The following is a 15103-nucleotide window of genomic DNA, read 5'->3' on the forward strand; positions in this document are numbered from 1 at the left end:
CATCTCACAGGGGAGATCAGGCGCCGCCGGGCGCCGTCACGGCGGTGCTCCTCAGAGGCCGCGGGTCACAGGCTGCGGGCGACGATGTCGCCGTAGGCGGTGGTCGCGTGGATGCCGAGCTGGGCGTCGGCGCCTTCGGTGTTCTTGAGCGCGTTGTGGATCCGGCCGAAGGAGGTGCCGGCGTCCAGGGAGGCCGAGACCCCGGCGGCGGCGCCGACCGACACGTCGCCGGCCTCGGTGCGCAGCACGACCGTGCCGCGCACGGCCTCGGCGACGCGGATGTCGCCCTTTCCGGTGGTGATCTCTGCGGGACCGTTGAGACGGCCGACCGAGACGTCACCGGCGAGGGTGGTCAACCGTACGCTCGCGGCCTCGTCGAGTTTGATCGAGCCGTGCGCGCCGTCGAAGGCGACGTCGCCGAACCGTCCGACGGCGCGGAATTCGGCGCTGGCGGCCTTGGCCTCGACGCGGGAGTCCGCGGGAAGCTGGACCGTCACCTCGATGGACCCGGAAGCGCCGAGGAGCTGGTTCTTCGCCGACGCCTCGATGCGCAGGACGCCGTCGCCGTACTCGACCTTGGTCTGCTCCGCCACCTTCACGTCGCGCCCCTTCGAGGCGTCCGCGGGCAGGACCTCGACCGAGGTGTCGGCCCGGTCGGCGGCGATGAACCGGACGCGCCCCGCGGGAATGTCAAGGACGACGGAGATCGGGGCGGGGGTGTCGAACTTCTGCATCGTGCTCTCCTGTGCTCGTTGTTTCCGACACCGGAAACGCTACGTTGCATTCAGGAGTCCTGCAACATCATCGTTGCGAACGATAGGCGTTTACGCAGGTAGTAGCTAGATAATCGTTGCAGTGGCTCTGCCGGTAACGCAACAACAGCTCTCTGTGTGTTGCAATCGCTTGGGAGTGAACGCTATGCTCTCAGCATCGGAGGGACACGAAGGAGATCGCGATGCCGGGAGGCAGGCTCACCCAGCAGGACCGCCAGCAGATCGCGCTGGGGCTGGCCGAGGGCCTCGCCTACGCGGAGGTGGCAAGACGCATCGACCGTCCGACCTCGACGGTCACGCGTGAGGTGATGCGCAACGGCGGCCCCACCGCCTACCGCGCCGACCTGGCCCACCGCGCCACCGAACGCCGCACACACCGGCGCAGGCAGGACGCGCCGAGGGGGGCGGAGGCGCCCCCGCAGCCCCACGGGCGCGACGCCGAGGCCGTGCGCGAGTACGAGGAGACGTTCACCACCATCCTCATGGAGTCGGGCCTGCCCAAGATGATGTCCCGGGTGCTGGGCTGCCTCTACACCACCGACGCGGGAAGCCTCACCACGTCCGAACTCGTCCAGCGCCTCCAGGTCAGCCCGGCGTCCATCTCCAAGGCGATCACGTTTCTGGAGAGCCAGCAGCTCGTCCGCCGCGAACGCGACGAACGCCGCCGCGAGCGCTACGTCGTCGACGACGAGCTCTGGTACCAGTCGATGATCGCCAGCGCCCGGGCCAACGCCCAGCTCGTCGAGATCGCACGGCAGGGCGTCGGCGTCCTCGGCCCCGGCACCCCGGCCGCCGCCCGTCTCGAGAACATCGCCCGTTTCCTCGACTTCGTCTCCGAGAGCATCGCCCGCGCCGCGGAACAGGCACGCGAGGTCCTCCACACGAACGCCCAAGCGGCCCCGGGCGGCACCGCCACGCCCGGTTCGGATCGCGAATAGACGCTCACCGAGCATGCCGCGATCCGTTCGCCTTCCTCGACGGGCGCGAGTGACCGCCGCGCCCCCGATGCGCGCGCCCGCCGACTCACGGCGGTCACTCGTCGGACGCCCCGCCCGTCGCGCCCCCTCCCGGGCCTACTCGGCCTGCTCTTCCTCCGGGGTCCGCCGCGTCTCCGGGCCTTGGCCGTCCTCCTGCTGGGTGCCCAGGGTCCTGCGGTGCTTCGGGCCATCCGGGTCCAGGGCCGGCAGGGCGCACGACAACGTGACCGCGTCCTTCTTGTCGCCGTCCGGAGTCGCCCCACTCTCGCCGGTGCCGTCCTCCACCCGGAGGCTCTCGGCCTTCTCCCCCTTCTCACCGGGCTCCGGCGCCCCCGCGGCCGGCGGCACGCCCTCGCCCTGGGGCGGGACCGGCACCGGTGTCGCCCCCTCTGGCACGGCACCGGTCGGCGGCAGGGCAGGGAAGGCGGGCGCCGCCTCGCCGGGCTTCAGCTCCTTGGGGCCCGTGCCGTCGTCGACGTAGACCTTGCCGTCTTTGTGCACCACCATCATGGTGTGCCCGCAGACGCGGGAGACCCGCGGCGGCGCCGTGGGCTCGTCGCCGGATGCGTTGTCGGCGTTCGCGGAGGCGGTGAGCGTGGCGGCCAGGGCCACCCCGAGCACCCCGGCGGACAGCGCCACGCGCAGGCGTTTGGTGATCATGGGCTTCTCCTTGTGACCGGCCGGCCCGTCACGGGCCGGCCTCGCGGGTCCTTTTGAACAAGGAGCCTGCCGACGGGCACCTGAAGCCACCCTGAAGCCGGCCGAAATGATCTTTAGCCGCCTTTCAGGTGGCTTCAGGCACCCTTGACCCATGCGCGTGCTACTGGTCGAGGATGAGCGCCGCCTGGCGGCCCTGGTCAAGAACGGTCTGGCGAACGAGGGCTTCGCCGTCGACATCGCCCACGACGGGCCCGAGGGCCTGTGGATGGCGGCCGAGAACCCCTACGACGCGATCGTGCTCGACGTGATGCTGCCCCGGCTGAACGGGTACACGGTCTGCCGGCGCCTGCGCGATGGGGGCGACTGGACGCCGATCATGATGCTGACGGCCAAGGACGGCGAGTACGACGAGGCCGAGGCGCTGGACAACGGGGCCGACGACTTCCTGTCCAAGCCGTTCTCGTATGTCGTGCTGCTCGCCCGGCTGCGCGCCCTCGTGCGGCGGGGCGGCCGCGAGCGGCCGGTCGCGCTGATGGTCGGCGACCTGGTGGTCGACCCTGCCGGGATGCGGTGCAGCCGAGCCGGGGTGGACATCGCCCTCACGCCCAAGGAGTTCGCGGTGCTTCACGGCCTCGCCCGGCGGCCCGGCGAGGTGGTCTCCAAGGCCGAGCTGCTGCGGCAGGCGTGGGACTTCGCCTACGAAGGGGATCCGAGCATCGTGGAGGTCTACATCAGCGCGCTGCGCCGCAAGGTGGACACCCCGTTCGGCCGTTCCTCGCTGGTCACCGTGCGGGGCGCCGGCTACCGCCTCGACGGGCGAAGCTGATGCGGTGGTCGGTCCGGGTGCGCGCGACCGTGGCCGCCACCCTCATCGTCGCGGTCGCCCTCGCGGCGGCGGCCGTCGCCCTGACCATGACCCTGCGCGCCAACCTGGAGCGCGGCGCGAACGTGGAGGCCGCGCAACGGGCCGGGCTGGCGGCGAGCCGCCTGGCCGCCGGCCCCGTGCCTGCCCTCCCCGGATCCCGGGCGAAGGGAACCCCTTCGCCCGGCCCGGCGAAGGTGGCCGGCGCCCCCGCCTCGACGAAGGGCGCATCGCTCACGATCATCGACGAGGCCACGTCCGGCGCGCCGAGCGACCTGCGGACGGTCCCCGACCCGGACGTCCATATCGGACTTCCCGAGGACCCGGGCCCCGGCTGGGGCGCCGGGGAGTACACGACGGTCAGCACCGTCGTGGAGACCCACGCCGGGCCGGTGACCGTCATCGCGCGCAGTTCGCTGGGCCCGGCGCACGAGGCGCTGGGGGCGCTGAACCGGCTGCTGATCTTCGGCATCCCGGTCCTGTTGCTGCTGGTGGCCGCGATGACCTGGTTCTTCGTGGGCCGGGCCCTGGTCCCGGTGTCCGGCATACGGGCCCGGCTGGCCGACATCACCTCCCGTGACCTGCATCGCCGCGTGCCCGTGCCGGCGGCGCGGGACGAGGTCGCGGCGCTCGCCCGCACCGTCAACGCCACCCTCGACCGCCTGGAGAGGGCCGTCGAGCAGCACAGGCGGTTCGTCGCCGACGCGGCCCACGAGCTGCGCAGCCCGATCGCGACGCTGCGCACCCGCCTGGAGCTGGCCCCTCCGGGCGAGACGGTCGTCGAGGCGCTGTGCGACGTGCGGCGGCTGCAGTCGCTGGCCGCCGACCTGCTGCTGCTCGCGGCTCTGGACGCCGGGGCGCCGCCGAGGGCCGGCGAGGTGGACCTCGGGCAGGTGGCGGCGGAGGAGTCGCTGCGCCCGCGCCCGCGAGCGGGGGTCCGCGTCGAGCTGGACGTCGAGCCGGACGTGGTGGTGCGCGGCTCCCGCCCGCACCTCACGCGGGTGATCGTCAACCTGGTGGACAACGCCGTGCGGCACGCGTCGTCGTCGGTCAAGGTCCGCGTGGCCGCCGAGGGGCCGGACGGGGACGGCGCCGTGCTGGAGGTGCGCGACGACGGCCCCGGCATCCCCGTGGAGGACCGTGACGCCGTCTTCGACCGTTTCACCAGGCTCGACGAGGCCCGCACGAGGGACGCGGGCGGCTCGGGCCTGGGCCTTGCGATCGTCCGGGAGATCGTCGTCCTGCACGGCGGCGCCGTGGCGGTCACCGGAGCCGGGGGCGGCGCGTGCTTCACCGTCCGCCTGCCCGCGCATCGACAAACTTCCACAAACGACTCATAGCCAAACTATCCGCCTGAACATCATTTATCGTCTTGAAGCATTATCGGAGGGCTTTGGGACGGACTGCACACGGAAAGCCGAGGACCTATATCGAATCGGTCCCAGTTGGCCGATCCCAGAGTAAGGTTCGATTCATGAGCCCTTCAGAGACCTCCCGGCTGGAATCCCGCTCGGGCAGGCTCGGTCCGGCTTTCCGACGCTGGAGGGCGTCCAGATCGTTGCTGTTGTGAGGTCATCGAGGTGCTTGCTGACATAAGTGGGAAACGGTGGCGTTTATCCCGTTTCGTAGCCACTCAAGATTCTTCTGGTGAGCGTGTTCCGCACGAGCGCCGCCCCCTGTCCGATTCACCGGCTCGTGGGCATGCCCCGACCCGTCATCCCCATAGCCGCGCAGCCCGCGTCTGTGGCCGTCGCGTAAGGCCTGAACGCTGTTCGCCGTTTCACCGCCTTGTTACAGTTGCCGCGGAGCACCGGGAAGTCTGGTCGGCATTCCACCGAGATGGACCTATTCCGCGGAGGCATCCCGTGACGAACCACCGGCGTCGACAACGACCCGTCCCGGCAGCGGGGCGCCGCCTATGAGCGCGGTCAATCGCAGAACGCAGCGGCTCATGGGCGCACTGCCCTTCGCTTCCCTGGGCATCGTCACCGCGGTCGACCTCATCTCAGGACCCGACCTCGGGTACCTCTCTCTGCTCGCGGTCGGCCCCGCGTTCGCCAGCCTGGTGGGCGGCGTCCGGCGCACGGTGCTGATCGGCGCCGTGGCGCTGTTCCTGTCGCTGCTCCTCGCCCTGTACTCGGGCGTCCTCGGCGACCGGCAGAGCAACATGAGCCTGATCTCCATCATCGGCGTCACCGCGGCGAGCATCCTGGCCACGGTCGGGCGGCAGCGGCGCGAGCGCGAGCTCGCGAGCGTCCGCTCCGTCGCCGAGGTGGCGCAGCGGGTGCTGCTCAGGCCGGTCCCGCGGCGTGCGGGCCACCTGCGCGCGGCCGTCTCCTACACCTCGGCCAACGCCGAGGCGCGCATCGGCGGCGACCTGTACGAGGTCGTCACCGGCCCGGGCGGGGTCCGGGCCATCGTCGGGGACGTGCAGGGCAAGGGCCTCGAGGCCGTCGAGACCGCGGCGCTGGTGCTCGGCGCGTTCCGCGAAGCCGCCCACGACGAAGCCGACCTGCGCGGCGTCAGCGGCCGGCTCGAGAAGGCACTCAACCGGCGCCTGTCGGGCGAGGAGTTCGTCACCGCCATCCTCGTCGACGCCGACCCTTGCGGACGGCTCACGCTGCTCAACTACGGCCATCCGCCGCCGCTGATCCTGCGCGCCAACGGCGAGATCACGCTGGCCGAGCCCGACGACACCGCCCCGCCGCTCGGCCTGGCCTCCCTGGAGGTCGAGGGCCCCAATCCCCACCAGGTCGATTTCGCCTCAGGAGACCAGATCCTGCTGTACACCGACGGGGTGATCGAGGCCCGCGACCGCTCGGGCCGCTTCTACCCGCTCGCCGACCGGGCGTTCCTGCTCAAGGACGACGATCCGGAGGCCGCGCTGGAGTCCCTCCGGCTCGACCTGGTCGCCCACGTCGACGCGCCCCTGCACGACGACGCCGCGATGCTCCTCCTGCGCTGCCGCGACAACTGATCACCACCCGCCCCCGCCCGCGCGACCCTTGAGCGGGCGGGGGGCTCCTGGTCTCATTCATCCCTTCAGCGGTCTCCCCCGGTTCTTACGAGCTGCGAACGTCTCGCCGTTCCCTCTGCGGATCCGCGGCGCCCGTGACTAGCGTCGGCGGCGTGAGAGCACTGGTCACCGGCGCGGCCGGTTTCATCGGAAGTCACGTCGCCGAGGCCCTCGGCGCGGCCGGGTACGAGGTCACCGGCCTCGACCTGCGGCGGACGCCGTACGGCCCGGCCGGCGACGTGCGCGACGCCGAGGCCGTGGACCGGGCGCTGGCGGGCGCCGACCTGGTCGTGCACCAGGCGGCCAAGGTGGGGCTCGGGGTCGACGTCGCCGACCTTCCCGACTACGTCTCCGTCAACGCCCACGGCACCGCCGTGCTGCTCGCCGCCATGGCCCGGCGCGATGTGCGCCGCCTGGTGCTGGCCTCCTCCATGGTCGTGTACGGCGAGGGGGCCTACGACTGCCGCGAACACGGCCGCGTGCGTCCGGGGCCGCGCACGGCCCGCGACCTGGCCGATGGGGTGTTCGAGCCGCGCTGCCCAGCCTGCGGCGCCGAACTGGCCGGCGCCACGATCGGCGAGGACGCGCCGCCCGACCCGCGCAACGCGTACGCCACCACCAAGCTCGCGCAGGAGCACCTCGCCGCCAACTGGGCGCGCGAGACCGGCGGCACGGTGGTCGCGCTGCGCTACCACAACGTCTACGGCCCGAGGATGCCCAAGGACACGCCCTATTCTGGGGTCGCGGCCATCTTCCGTTCGGCGCTGGAGGCCGGCCGCGCGCCGCGCGTCTTCGAGGACGGCCGCCAGCGCCGTGACTTCGTCCACGTCCATGACGTGGCAGCCGCCAACGTCGCCGCCGCGCGGGCGCAGGGAACGCCCGGCGCGCTGCGGGCGTACAACGTCGCGAGCGGCGAGCCGCACACGATCGGCGAGATGGCGAGCGCCCTCGCGGCCGAGCGCGGCGGACCCGAGCCCGTGATCACCGGCGAGTACCGCCTCGGCGACGTCAGGCACATCGTCGCCTCCCCGGCCCGCGCGACCGGCGAGCTGGGATTCCACGCCACCGTCGCCTTCGCCGACGGCATGAAGTCCTTCGCCGCCGCCCCCCTCGGCTGACCCGGCCCGCTTCCCGCCCCTGCGCGTCCCACGCGGGCGCGCCTACCAGGGCGAGACCACCAGCGCCTGAAGCGCAAGGCCGGTGACGACCTGGACGGCGAGTCGGCGGCGGCCGGCCGCCATGCTCGCGGCCAGCCCGATCCAGAGCGCGTACGGCACCCAGATGCGCTCGACCTCCCCGCGGGTCACCCCGCTCACGTCCAGGGCCAGCACGGCCACCAGCGCCGCTCCCACGAGCGCCGCCAGGGCGCGCGTCCCGGGCATGATCAGCACCGCGGCCTCTCCCCGCCTCGGCCGGGCGGCCTGTGCGGCGGGCGCGAACCGGGACAGGCCGACGGCCGTCGCGAGCCGCGACAGGCCCACGGCCGTCGCGAGTCGTGACAGGCCGATGGCGGTCGCGGGGCCGGTCATCAGGGCCAGGACCGCCAAATTGGCCACCAGGAAGTACGCGTACGGCCGGGCCGAGCCCGGATCGGCCGCCCATTCGGCGTGCGTGGCCAGCACCCCGGCGGGCCAGAGGAACCCCGCGGCGGCGAAGGCCGCGGACACGGCGCCCGCGCCGGCCAGAGCCGCCGCCACCGCCGCAGGGGGAACGCGGGCGACCACGCCTGCCACCAGGGGGATCAGCAGATAAGGCACCAGTCCGTAGCTGAGATACGGCAGGGAGCCGAGCACGATTCCCGCCGCGAGCCCGCAGAGCGGCGGGCGAAACGCCGCAGGCCACGTGCGGGCGCCACGAGGCGCCGCGGACTTCTCGCGCGGGCCGCGTGCCGTCGCGGGGCTTGTGCGCGGGCGGCGAAGCGGCGAGGGCCATGTGCGCGGGCGACGCCGTCCGCGTCCGCCGTGACCGGCGAGGACGAGCAAGGCCACCCCCCAGGCGCCCACTCCCGCGAAGAAGGCGTCCATGCTGGTGGCGATCCACACCGCCGCCGGGGTGAGCGCGAGGTAGGGCAGGGCCCGGCGTGCGGACGACTCGCCCGCCAGCTCGCGCACCACGATCCCTATCGCCACCGTCGCCGAGCACCCGACGGTGACGACCAGCACGGATGCGGGCGACGCCCCCGGCAGCCCGGCCCGCGCGAGCGCCCAGAGCAGCAGAACGGCCAGCGGCGGGTGCCCGCGCACGTGCGTCGGGTAGCCGGGAAGGCGCTCGGTGAACGTCCTGAGCCAGCCCAGCGGGTCGTCGCCCACGGCGGGCAGCACCGCCAGGTACTCCGTCGACCTGGCCAGCGGCGCCGCCAGTCCTTCCGCGGAGACGGCGAGAAGCACCGTCCACACCAGCGCGCAGCCGTACGAGAGCGCGAGCGCGCGCCCGAACCCGCCGTGCGCGGTGAGGCGGGGCAGCGCCCGGACCGCGACGGCGGCGAAGGCCGCGGCGGGCAGCAGCGTCACCGTCAGCACCCGGAAGTGGGCGTGCAGGGGCGGCAGGTGGTCGATGGTGAGCACCCCGAGCGCGTGGAGGACGCCGCCGGCCGCGAAGGCGCAGGCGATCAGCCCCGCCCACGCCGCCACCGCCGCCCGCGCCCCCGGCCCTTCGGCGGACCGTGGCACGGCCGAGCCGGTCGCGGCCGGTCGTGCCGCGGCGGAGCCGGTCGCGGCGACTTCGAAGCCTCGTACGGACGGGGCCGGCGGACGACGCCGTCGCGCCGGTGGTTCGATCACGAGGCCACACTAGGCACGCACCGGCCGCCGCCCACAGGCACGGGCACGCACGTCATCACCTCGTAAGGGTTGGGCGGCCCACGGGCGTCTACGGTCACAGGCATGGAGATCGACGTGGTGCTCCCCTGCCTGGACGAGGAGTCCGCCCTGCCCTGGGTGCTCGAGCGTATGCCCGCCGGCTACCGCCCGATCGTGGTGGACAACGGCTCCACCGACGGATCGGCCGAAGTGGCGGCCCGCCTCGGCGCGCGCGTCGTGAGCGAGCCGAGGAGGGGCTTCGGCGCCGCCTGCCACGCCGGGCTCGTCGCGGCGACGGCCGACGTCGTCTGCTTCATGGACTGCGACGCCTCCCTCGACCCCCGGCAGCTCCCCCGGGTGAGCGATCCCGTCCTCGCCGGGCGGGCGGAGCTGGTGCTCGGCCGCCGAAGGCTCAGCGCGGACGCCTCATGGCCCGCGCACGCGCGCCTGGGCAACGCCGTGCTCGCCGGCAGGCTGCGCCGCAGGACCGGCACGCCGCTCCACGATCTCGGGCCGATGCGGGCGGCGTCCCGCGAGGGCCTCGTCGCGCTCGGCATGGCGGACCGCCGGTTCGGCTACCCGCTGGAGACGGTGCTGCTGGCGGCGGCGGCCGGCTGGCGCATCGCCGAGGCGGAGGTCGACTACCTCCCGCGGGCGGGCCGTTCCAAGGTGACGGGAACGGTCAGGGGGACCCTGCGCGCGATCGGCGACATGCGCCGCGTCATGGCCGCTCAGGGGAGCGCCCGATGAGAGAGGCGCGAGCCCGTGGCCAGGTCGTGGTCATCGCCAAGGAGCCGGTGCCCGGCAGGGTGAAGACCAGGCTGACCCCGCCTTTCACCCCACAGGAGGCCGCGGGGCTGGCCGCCGCGGCGCTGGCCGACACGCTCGACGCGGTGGCCCGCGTCCCGGCCGCGGGGCGCGTGCTGGCGCTGGAGGGGAATCCGGGCCCCTGGGTGCCCGCCGGGTTCGCGGTGGTGCCGCAGCGCGGACGCGGTCTGGACGAGCGGCTGGCGGCGGCCTTCGAGGACGCCCACCGGCGGCTGCCCGAGCCGGTCGTGCTGATCGGCATGGACACGCCGCAGGTCACCCCGGAGACGCTGTCGACGGCCCTTGCCCTGCTCGGCTCCCACGACGCCGTCTTCGGGCCGGCGGCCGACGGCGGATTCTGGCTGCTCGGCCTCCGTTCCCCCCGGGCGGACCTGCTGCTCGGCGTGCCCATGTCCCAGTCCTGCACCGGGGCCGCCCAGCTGGCGCGGCTGCGCGAGGCCGGGCTGGACGTCGTCCTGCTGCCCTGCCTGACCGACGTGGACACCGCGCAGGACGCGGCCGAGGTGGCGGCGGCGGCCGAGGGGACCCGGTTCGCCGGCGCGCTCGCCCGCCTCGGGGCGTTGCGGTGATCGGCGAGCTGTACGCGGCGTCCCTGACCGGGCTGAGGGTCTGGGTCGAGCACGCCGACGGCACGCGCCGGCCCCTGGAGTCGGACCGCTGGCTCGGCCCGGTCGACGGTGACGAGGAGATGCTGTCGCGCTGCCTGCCGCCCGTGCTGGACGTGGGCTCGGGACCGGGCAGGCTCACCGTCGAGCTGACCAGACGCGGCCTGCCCGCGCTGGGCATCGACATCACCCCGCACGCCGTGCGGCTCACGCGGGTCGCGGGGGGCCTTGCCCTCTGCCGTGACGTCTTCGGCCACGTGCCCGGAAGCGGCCGGTGGCGCACCGTCCTGCTGGCCGACGGGAACATCGGCATCGGCGGCGATCCCGACGCGCTGCTGCGCCGGGTACGTGAGCTGGTCAGGCCCGGCGGCTCGGTGATCGCCGAGGTGGCCCCGCCGGGCACGGCCACCCGCGTCGACCGGGTGAGACTGCGGCGGGGACGGTCGGCCGGCGCCTGGTTCGACTGGGCGACCGTCTCGGCGACCGACCTGCCGGAGCTGGCCGGCCGCGCCGGCTTCCCGAGCGCCCACTGCTGGACCGCCGCCGGCCGCTGGTTCGCCGCCCTCGGCTGAGGACGGCGCGCTCAGCCGGGAGGCTCGGTGCCCATGTCCTCGTGGGACGGGCGGGGCGGAGTCGCGGTGGTGCGGAGAACGGCCTGCTGGAGGGCGCGGGTGAGGTCCGCGGTGGTGACCATGCCGACGACGTGACCGGCGTCAGCGACCACGGCCATCAGCTCGCCGGTGAAGGACGAGAGCCCGAGGATGCGGCCGGCCTCGTCGTCCGGGTCGAGCACGTGGTCGGGGGGCAGGGGCCTGCACACGGTCGCGACGCGGCGGTCGTGCCGCTGTCCCGGCGGGATCGACGTCAGCGTCTCGAGGGAGAGCGTGCCCGTCGAGTGCCCGGAGACGTCGACCACGGGGAACACCAGCTGGTGGGAGCGCAGCGCCGTGTTCTCCACGAAGTCGTCGATGTCCTGCCAGGCGGGGGCGACGTCGGGCGACGGGGTCATGACGTCACGCACCCGCCAGCCCTTGAGCCCCTCGTGGGCGGTGCGGACCAGCCCTTCGCCGCGCGCGGCGCTGATGAGGAACCAGCCGATCAGCATCGTCCACGCTCCCCCGGTCCAGGCCAGGAGGATCAGTTCCACACCGCCGATCGCGATCAGCGTCATGCCGAGCGCCTGCCCCGCCCTGGCGGCCGACCTGTCCGCCCGGGTGCGGTCGCCGTGCCTGCGCCACAGGAAGGCGTGCAGCACCCGCCCGCCGTCCAGCGGAGCCCCGGGGAGCAGGTTGAACACGGCCAGCACGAGGTTCATCAGCGCGAGCCACCGCAGGGCCGAGATCAGCAGGGCCGGGCCCTCGGAGGGCAGCGCCGCCAGGAAGAACAGGCCGGACAGGGCGAAACTGGCGAGCGGGCCCGCCACCGACACCTGGAACTCGTCCTTCGGAGTCCTCGCCTCCTCGCCGGCGAACTCGGTGACCCCGCCGAGCAGCCACAGCGTTATCGACCTGACCGTGATCCCCCGGCGGCGGGCGACCAGCGCGTGAGCGAGCTCGTGGGCGAGCAGAGAAGCGAGGAACACGACGGAGGTGGCCACGGCGACCATCCAGTAGCGCACCGCGTTCTCCCCCGGGACGGCCTCGGGCAGGACGGAGAGGGCCAGCACCCCGCCGATCAGCGCGACGATCACCAGCGTGGACCAGTGCGCCCCCAAGGGGATGCCGGCCACGCGGCCGAGCCGGAGACTCTGTCTCATCCGCCCGGGCTCCCGTCCGCCGGGCTGAGGGGACGCGAACGCACGACGGCGACCGGGCTGTAGGCGTGATGGAGCACGCCGTGGCCGACCGAGCCGAGCACGGCGGAGCCGAGGCCGCCCCTTCCCCGCGATCCGACGACGAGCAGGTCGGCCTCGGAGGACGCCTGGCACAGGGCCTCCACCGGATGGGCCCGCACGACCGAGTCGCGCAGGCGCACACGCGGGAACTTCTCCCGCCACGGCGCCAGCTGATCCTGGGCGGCGCTCCTGCCGAAGTCGTAGATCCTTTCCAGGTCGGAGGTGTAGCTCGCGAACATCGGCAGGAAGACGTCCACCTGCCAGGCGTAGATGGCGCGCAGCACGGCGCCCCTGCGGGCGGCCTCCTCGAAGGCGTACCCCAGGGCGGCGTCGGACTCCGGCGAGGCGTCGTGGCCGACGACGATCTCCCCGTACGCGGCGGGCACGCCGGAGGCGGCCCGTCCGGCGTCCCTGACGACCACGACAGGGCAGCGGGCGTGTCCGGCGACGCCCATCGAGACCGAGCCGAGCACCAGGCCGAGAAATCCTCCAAGGCCCCGGCTGCCGACGACCAGCGTCTCGGCGTCCCTGGCGGCGATCAGCAGTTCCTCGCGGACGGTGCCGGTCAGGGTCGCCGTCCGCGTATCAAGCCCCGGGAAGTGCTCGCGGGCCGTGCCCGCGGCCTCGGCGAGCACGGCGGCGGATCGCTCGGACAGCGACTCGCGGAACCCCGGCGGGGTGGCGAGCGGCTGGTCGAACACCCACGGGTCGACGACATGGACGATCAGCAGGCCCCGCTCGCGCCGCATGGCGTCGCCGGCGGCCCAGCGTACGGCCGCCAGCGAGGGTGGTGACCCGTCGACGCCGGCGACAACGTGCCTGTTCATGTTCCGCCACCGTTCTTCAGGACCGGCGCGGGCGCCGCCACCGCCGGTGGAGTGCGGCCCAATCGTCGTCCCACTCGGCGTAGCGGCGGCGGTCGAGCAGCCACCGGACGAGCGCCAGGTTCAGGAAGAGGATGCCCGCGGCCCCGGCCATGACGCCGAATCCGGCGACGACGGAGTCGGCGAGCGTCTGCGGATGCGTCCGCGGAGCGGCGGCCGGGCGTCCTGCGGAGTCGACCCACATCTCAAGGGCGGTACCGGCCTTCGCCTGGGCGGGGACGGCCATGACCTCGGTGTGCGGCCGGCCGTCCGGGGTGTACCAGCGGACCTTGGCCTTGATCCCGAGCACGGCGCCCTGGGAGGAGACCGTGCTGGTGCTGGCGGCGTTCTCCAGCAGGACGGCGGTCACGTGCTTGCGCAGGACCGGCTCCTCGCGCTCGGCGGTGAGGCCCCGCTGGTAGACCACGTGAGCGGCGATGGCGGCGGGCCACAGGCTGATCAGGAGCGCCAGCAGCGTGACCAGCACGGCGACGCCCTCGATGCGGTCGGAGCGGCGGCGTAACGGGTTGCGGTCGAACCGATATCGGCGAGCACACCGCATCGTCCACCTGGCCAAGGATCGCATGGGGCACCTCCCTGTCAGGGAATCTGCTATCCAGATTCGGCCACGGCCGAGCGAACCGGCAGGGTCTTACGGTGCCTCTGCGGTGTGACGTTCGACCCTGCCCTTCACCTGTGCTTTCGTACGCTCTGTTACGCCTCTTAACCAAACTACGACGACTTTTCGGGAAGTGGTAGTCGACGGTGCCATCCGCCATGGCCTGCGGCTTAAGTGACCGATGTGAAGATTGCGAAAGTTGGACGAACTGTGAAGTTTCCAGACAGGTAGCTGTCGGAGCTGCTAAGAAGTTGCGCGGCCAGGTTTCACAGCAGAGAGGTTCGAGATGGACCGCGACGGCAACCCGAGATCCCATGACGAGGATCCTCTGAAGCAGACCGGTCCCTTCAGCATCGACTGGGCCGCGGAGCCGGAGCGCCCGGGTGGCGACGTACTGTCCGACGGATGGACCTCCGGGCACGAGCCCGTCCACGCCCACGGCGACGACTCCGCCGAGTTCGAGCGCCCGGACCACGAGCGGAGCGAGAGGTACGAGGGCCCCGCCGAGCGCACCGACGGTCACGACCGCGCCGACGGGCCCGGCGAGTACACCGAGAGCTATGAGGCGTCGCCCGACGACTACGAGCGGCCGGAAGGCTACGCGCGCCCGGACGGCGACGACTGGGCCCCCGGCGGCGAGCCCGAGGGCGAGGGGCGGCGCCGCGGGTTCCTCGGCTCCGGCTGGACGGGCGACAGCGACCTGGAGGAGGAGAAGGGCAGCAAGAACAAGGGCCTGATCCTCGCCATGGCCGCGATCGTCGTGCTCGCGGTCGCGGGCGGCTGGATCGTGTCCTCCTCGGTCGGCTCCAAGCCCGAGGCCGCGTGCGCCGCGCCCGCCGACTGCTCTCCCGCCGGGCAGAAGGCGCCCGGAGGCACCGGCAGCCCGGCCGCCGACCCGACCGGCGAGGCCACCGGCCCGGCCGCCGTCCCGGAGGAGACCGAGGAGGCGACGCAGGCGCCCAGTGCCTCGCCCACCGCCGCGCCCACGACGACCTCCCGGCCGCGGGCGACCCGGCAGCCGACGCCGCGGCCGTCGCCGACCCGCACCCGCCAGTCGTCGGCCCCGCCCACGCCGAGGTCCAGTCAGCCCCAGCAGGAGCCGGAGGACCCGCGACTGGAGGACGACACGCCGACGACGGAGCCCAGCCCCTCACCCTCGGCTCCTCCCACCACGCAGGCGCCCCCGCCTCAGCCCGCGCCGACCCCGACCGAGAGGAACGGCGGCCTGCTCGACTGGCTCTTCTGAGAGATCACCGGCTGTCCGGCGG

General features: G+C 73.4%; 15 protein-coding genes. 9 read left to right on the top strand and 6 right to left on the bottom strand.

Annotation, left to right across the window (positions count from 1 at the left end; translation table 11 throughout):
- Positions 1-65 precede the first annotated feature (65 nt).
- The gene (locus ACFO60_RS08175; protein WP_380838784.1) at positions 66-734 is read right to left on the bottom strand and encodes a DUF4097 family beta strand repeat-containing protein; all 669 of its coding nucleotides are present in this window, start codon (positions 732-734) and stop codon (positions 66-68) included.
- Positions 735-955: 221 nt separating this feature from the next.
- Between ACFO60_RS08175 and ACFO60_RS08180 the strand changes: the two genes are divergently transcribed.
- Positions 956-1711: a helix-turn-helix domain-containing protein gene (locus ACFO60_RS08180; RefSeq protein WP_380838785.1), complete on the top strand. Its 756-nt coding sequence runs from the start codon at positions 956-958 to the stop codon at positions 1709-1711.
- 135 nt (positions 1712-1846) lie between these two features.
- On the opposite strand, the gene ACFO60_RS08185 is transcribed toward ACFO60_RS08180, so the two are convergent.
- The gene (locus tag ACFO60_RS08185) at positions 1847-2410 is read right to left on the bottom strand and encodes a hypothetical protein (RefSeq protein ID WP_380838786.1); all 564 of its coding nucleotides are present in this window, start codon (positions 2408-2410) and stop codon (positions 1847-1849) included.
- A gap of 151 nt (positions 2411-2561) precedes the next feature.
- On the opposite strand from ACFO60_RS08185, the gene ACFO60_RS08190 reads away from it, so the two are divergent.
- The 4 genes from ACFO60_RS08190 (at position 2562) to ACFO60_RS08205 (ending at position 7406) form a co-directional block, all read left to right on the top strand.
- A complete protein-coding gene (locus ACFO60_RS08190; RefSeq protein ID WP_380838788.1) occupies positions 2562-3236 on the top strand; it encodes a response regulator transcription factor in 675 nt (224 codons plus the stop codon).
- Entirely contained in the window at positions 3236-4612 is a 1377-nt protein-coding gene (locus tag ACFO60_RS08195; RefSeq protein WP_380838790.1) for a sensor histidine kinase, read from the top strand. The genes ACFO60_RS08190 and ACFO60_RS08195 overlap by 1 nt, the downstream gene beginning before the upstream one ends.
- A gap of 611 nt (positions 4613-5223) precedes the next feature.
- On the top strand, positions 5224-6249 hold the full coding sequence (locus tag ACFO60_RS08200) for a PP2C family protein-serine/threonine phosphatase (RefSeq protein WP_380838792.1): 1026 nt from the start codon (positions 5224-5226) through the stop codon (positions 6247-6249).
- A gap of 152 nt (positions 6250-6401) precedes the next feature.
- Positions 6402-7406, top strand: a complete 1005-nt coding sequence (locus ACFO60_RS08205; protein WP_380838793.1) for an NAD-dependent epimerase/dehydratase family protein — start codon at positions 6402-6404, stop codon at positions 7404-7406.
- A 42-nt stretch (positions 7407-7448) separates the two neighbouring features.
- Here the strand turns inward: ACFO60_RS08205 and ACFO60_RS08210 are convergent, their stop codons facing one another.
- Complete coding sequence (locus tag ACFO60_RS08210; protein WP_380838794.1) at positions 7449-9068, bottom strand: hypothetical protein; 1620 nt, start codon at positions 9066-9068, stop codon at positions 7449-7451.
- Between the two features lie 102 nt (positions 9069-9170).
- On the opposite strand from ACFO60_RS08210, the gene ACFO60_RS08215 reads away from it, so the two are divergent.
- The 3 genes from ACFO60_RS08215 to ACFO60_RS08225 are packed head-to-tail and all read left to right on the top strand — an operon-like array spanning position 9171 to position 11091.
- Positions 9171-9836 (top strand): glycosyltransferase family 2 protein, encoded by a 666-nt coding sequence (locus ACFO60_RS08215; protein ID WP_380838796.1) that lies wholly within the window; start codon positions 9171-9173, stop codon positions 9834-9836.
- Complete coding sequence (locus ACFO60_RS08220) at positions 9833-10483, top strand: TIGR04282 family arsenosugar biosynthesis glycosyltransferase (protein WP_380838798.1); 651 nt, start codon at positions 9833-9835, stop codon at positions 10481-10483. Before ACFO60_RS08215 ends, ACFO60_RS08220 begins: the two co-directional genes overlap by 4 nt.
- A complete protein-coding gene (locus tag ACFO60_RS08225; protein WP_380838800.1) occupies positions 10480-11091 on the top strand; it encodes a class I SAM-dependent methyltransferase in 612 nt (203 codons plus the stop codon). Before ACFO60_RS08220 ends, ACFO60_RS08225 begins: the two co-directional genes overlap by 4 nt.
- 11 nt (positions 11092-11102) lie before the next feature.
- Here the strand turns inward: ACFO60_RS08225 and ACFO60_RS08230 are convergent, their stop codons facing one another.
- From ACFO60_RS08230 to ACFO60_RS08240, 3 genes are read right to left on the bottom strand one after another with little or no spacing between them, the layout of a single operon-like run.
- The gene (locus tag ACFO60_RS08230; RefSeq protein WP_380838802.1) at positions 11103-12275 is read right to left on the bottom strand and encodes a M50 family metallopeptidase; all 1173 of its coding nucleotides are present in this window, start codon (positions 12273-12275) and stop codon (positions 11103-11105) included.
- Entirely contained in the window at positions 12272-13180 is a 909-nt protein-coding gene (locus ACFO60_RS08235; RefSeq protein ID WP_380838803.1) for a universal stress protein, read from the bottom strand. Before ACFO60_RS08235 ends, ACFO60_RS08230 begins: the two co-directional genes overlap by 4 nt.
- A 16-nt stretch (positions 13181-13196) precedes the next feature.
- Positions 13197-13802: an Rv1733c family protein gene (locus ACFO60_RS08240; RefSeq protein ID WP_380838804.1), complete on the bottom strand. Its 606-nt coding sequence runs from the start codon at positions 13800-13802 to the stop codon at positions 13197-13199.
- A 319-nt stretch (positions 13803-14121) separates the two neighbouring features.
- Between ACFO60_RS08240 and ACFO60_RS08245 the strand changes: the two genes are divergently transcribed.
- On the top strand, positions 14122-15081 hold the full coding sequence (locus tag ACFO60_RS08245) for a hypothetical protein (RefSeq protein ID WP_380838805.1): 960 nt from the start codon (positions 14122-14124) through the stop codon (positions 15079-15081).
- Positions 15082-15103 lie beyond the last annotated feature (22 nt).

This window comes from Sphaerisporangium dianthi, from assembly GCF_042654065.1.
Lineage (GTDB): Bacteria > Actinomycetota > Actinomycetes > Streptosporangiales > Streptosporangiaceae > Sphaerisporangium > Sphaerisporangium dianthi.

Bases quoted from the DNA above. Each gene is read 5' to 3' on its own strand.
- ACFO60_RS08220 (WP_380838798.1), top strand. From the start codon at position 9,833: ATGAGAGAGGCGCGAGCCCGTGGCCAGGTCGTGGTCATCGCCAAGGAG.
- ACFO60_RS08200 (WP_380838792.1), top strand. From the start codon at position 5,224: ATGGGCGCACTGCCCTTCGCTTCCCTGGGCATCGTCACCGCGGTCGAC.
- ACFO60_RS08190 (WP_380838788.1), top strand. From the start codon at position 2,562: ATGCGCGTGCTACTGGTCGAGGATGAGCGCCGCCTGGCGGCCCTGGTC.
- ACFO60_RS08175 (WP_380838784.1), bottom strand. From the start codon at position 734: ATGCAGAAGTTCGACACCCCCGCCCCGATCTCCGTCGTCCTTGACATT.
- ACFO60_RS08195 (WP_380838790.1), top strand. From the start codon at position 3,236: ATGCGGTGGTCGGTCCGGGTGCGCGCGACCGTGGCCGCCACCCTCATC.
- ACFO60_RS08180 (WP_380838785.1), top strand. From the start codon at position 956: ATGCCGGGAGGCAGGCTCACCCAGCAGGACCGCCAGCAGATCGCGCTG.
- ACFO60_RS08235 (WP_380838803.1), bottom strand. From the start codon at position 13,180: ATGAACAGGCACGTTGTCGCCGGCGTCGACGGGTCACCACCCTCGCTG.
- ACFO60_RS08230 (WP_380838802.1), bottom strand. From the start codon at position 12,275: ATGAGACAGAGTCTCCGGCTCGGCCGCGTGGCCGGCATCCCCTTGGGG.
- ACFO60_RS08215 (WP_380838796.1), top strand. From the start codon at position 9,171: ATGGAGATCGACGTGGTGCTCCCCTGCCTGGACGAGGAGTCCGCCCTG.
- ACFO60_RS08240 (WP_380838804.1), bottom strand. From the start codon at position 13,802: ATGCGATCCTTGGCCAGGTGGACGATGCGGTGTGCTCGCCGATATCGG.
- ACFO60_RS08185 (WP_380838786.1), bottom strand. From the start codon at position 2,410: ATGATCACCAAACGCCTGCGCGTGGCGCTGTCCGCCGGGGTGCTCGGG.
- ACFO60_RS08245 (WP_380838805.1), top strand. From the start codon at position 14,122: ATGGACCGCGACGGCAACCCGAGATCCCATGACGAGGATCCTCTGAAG.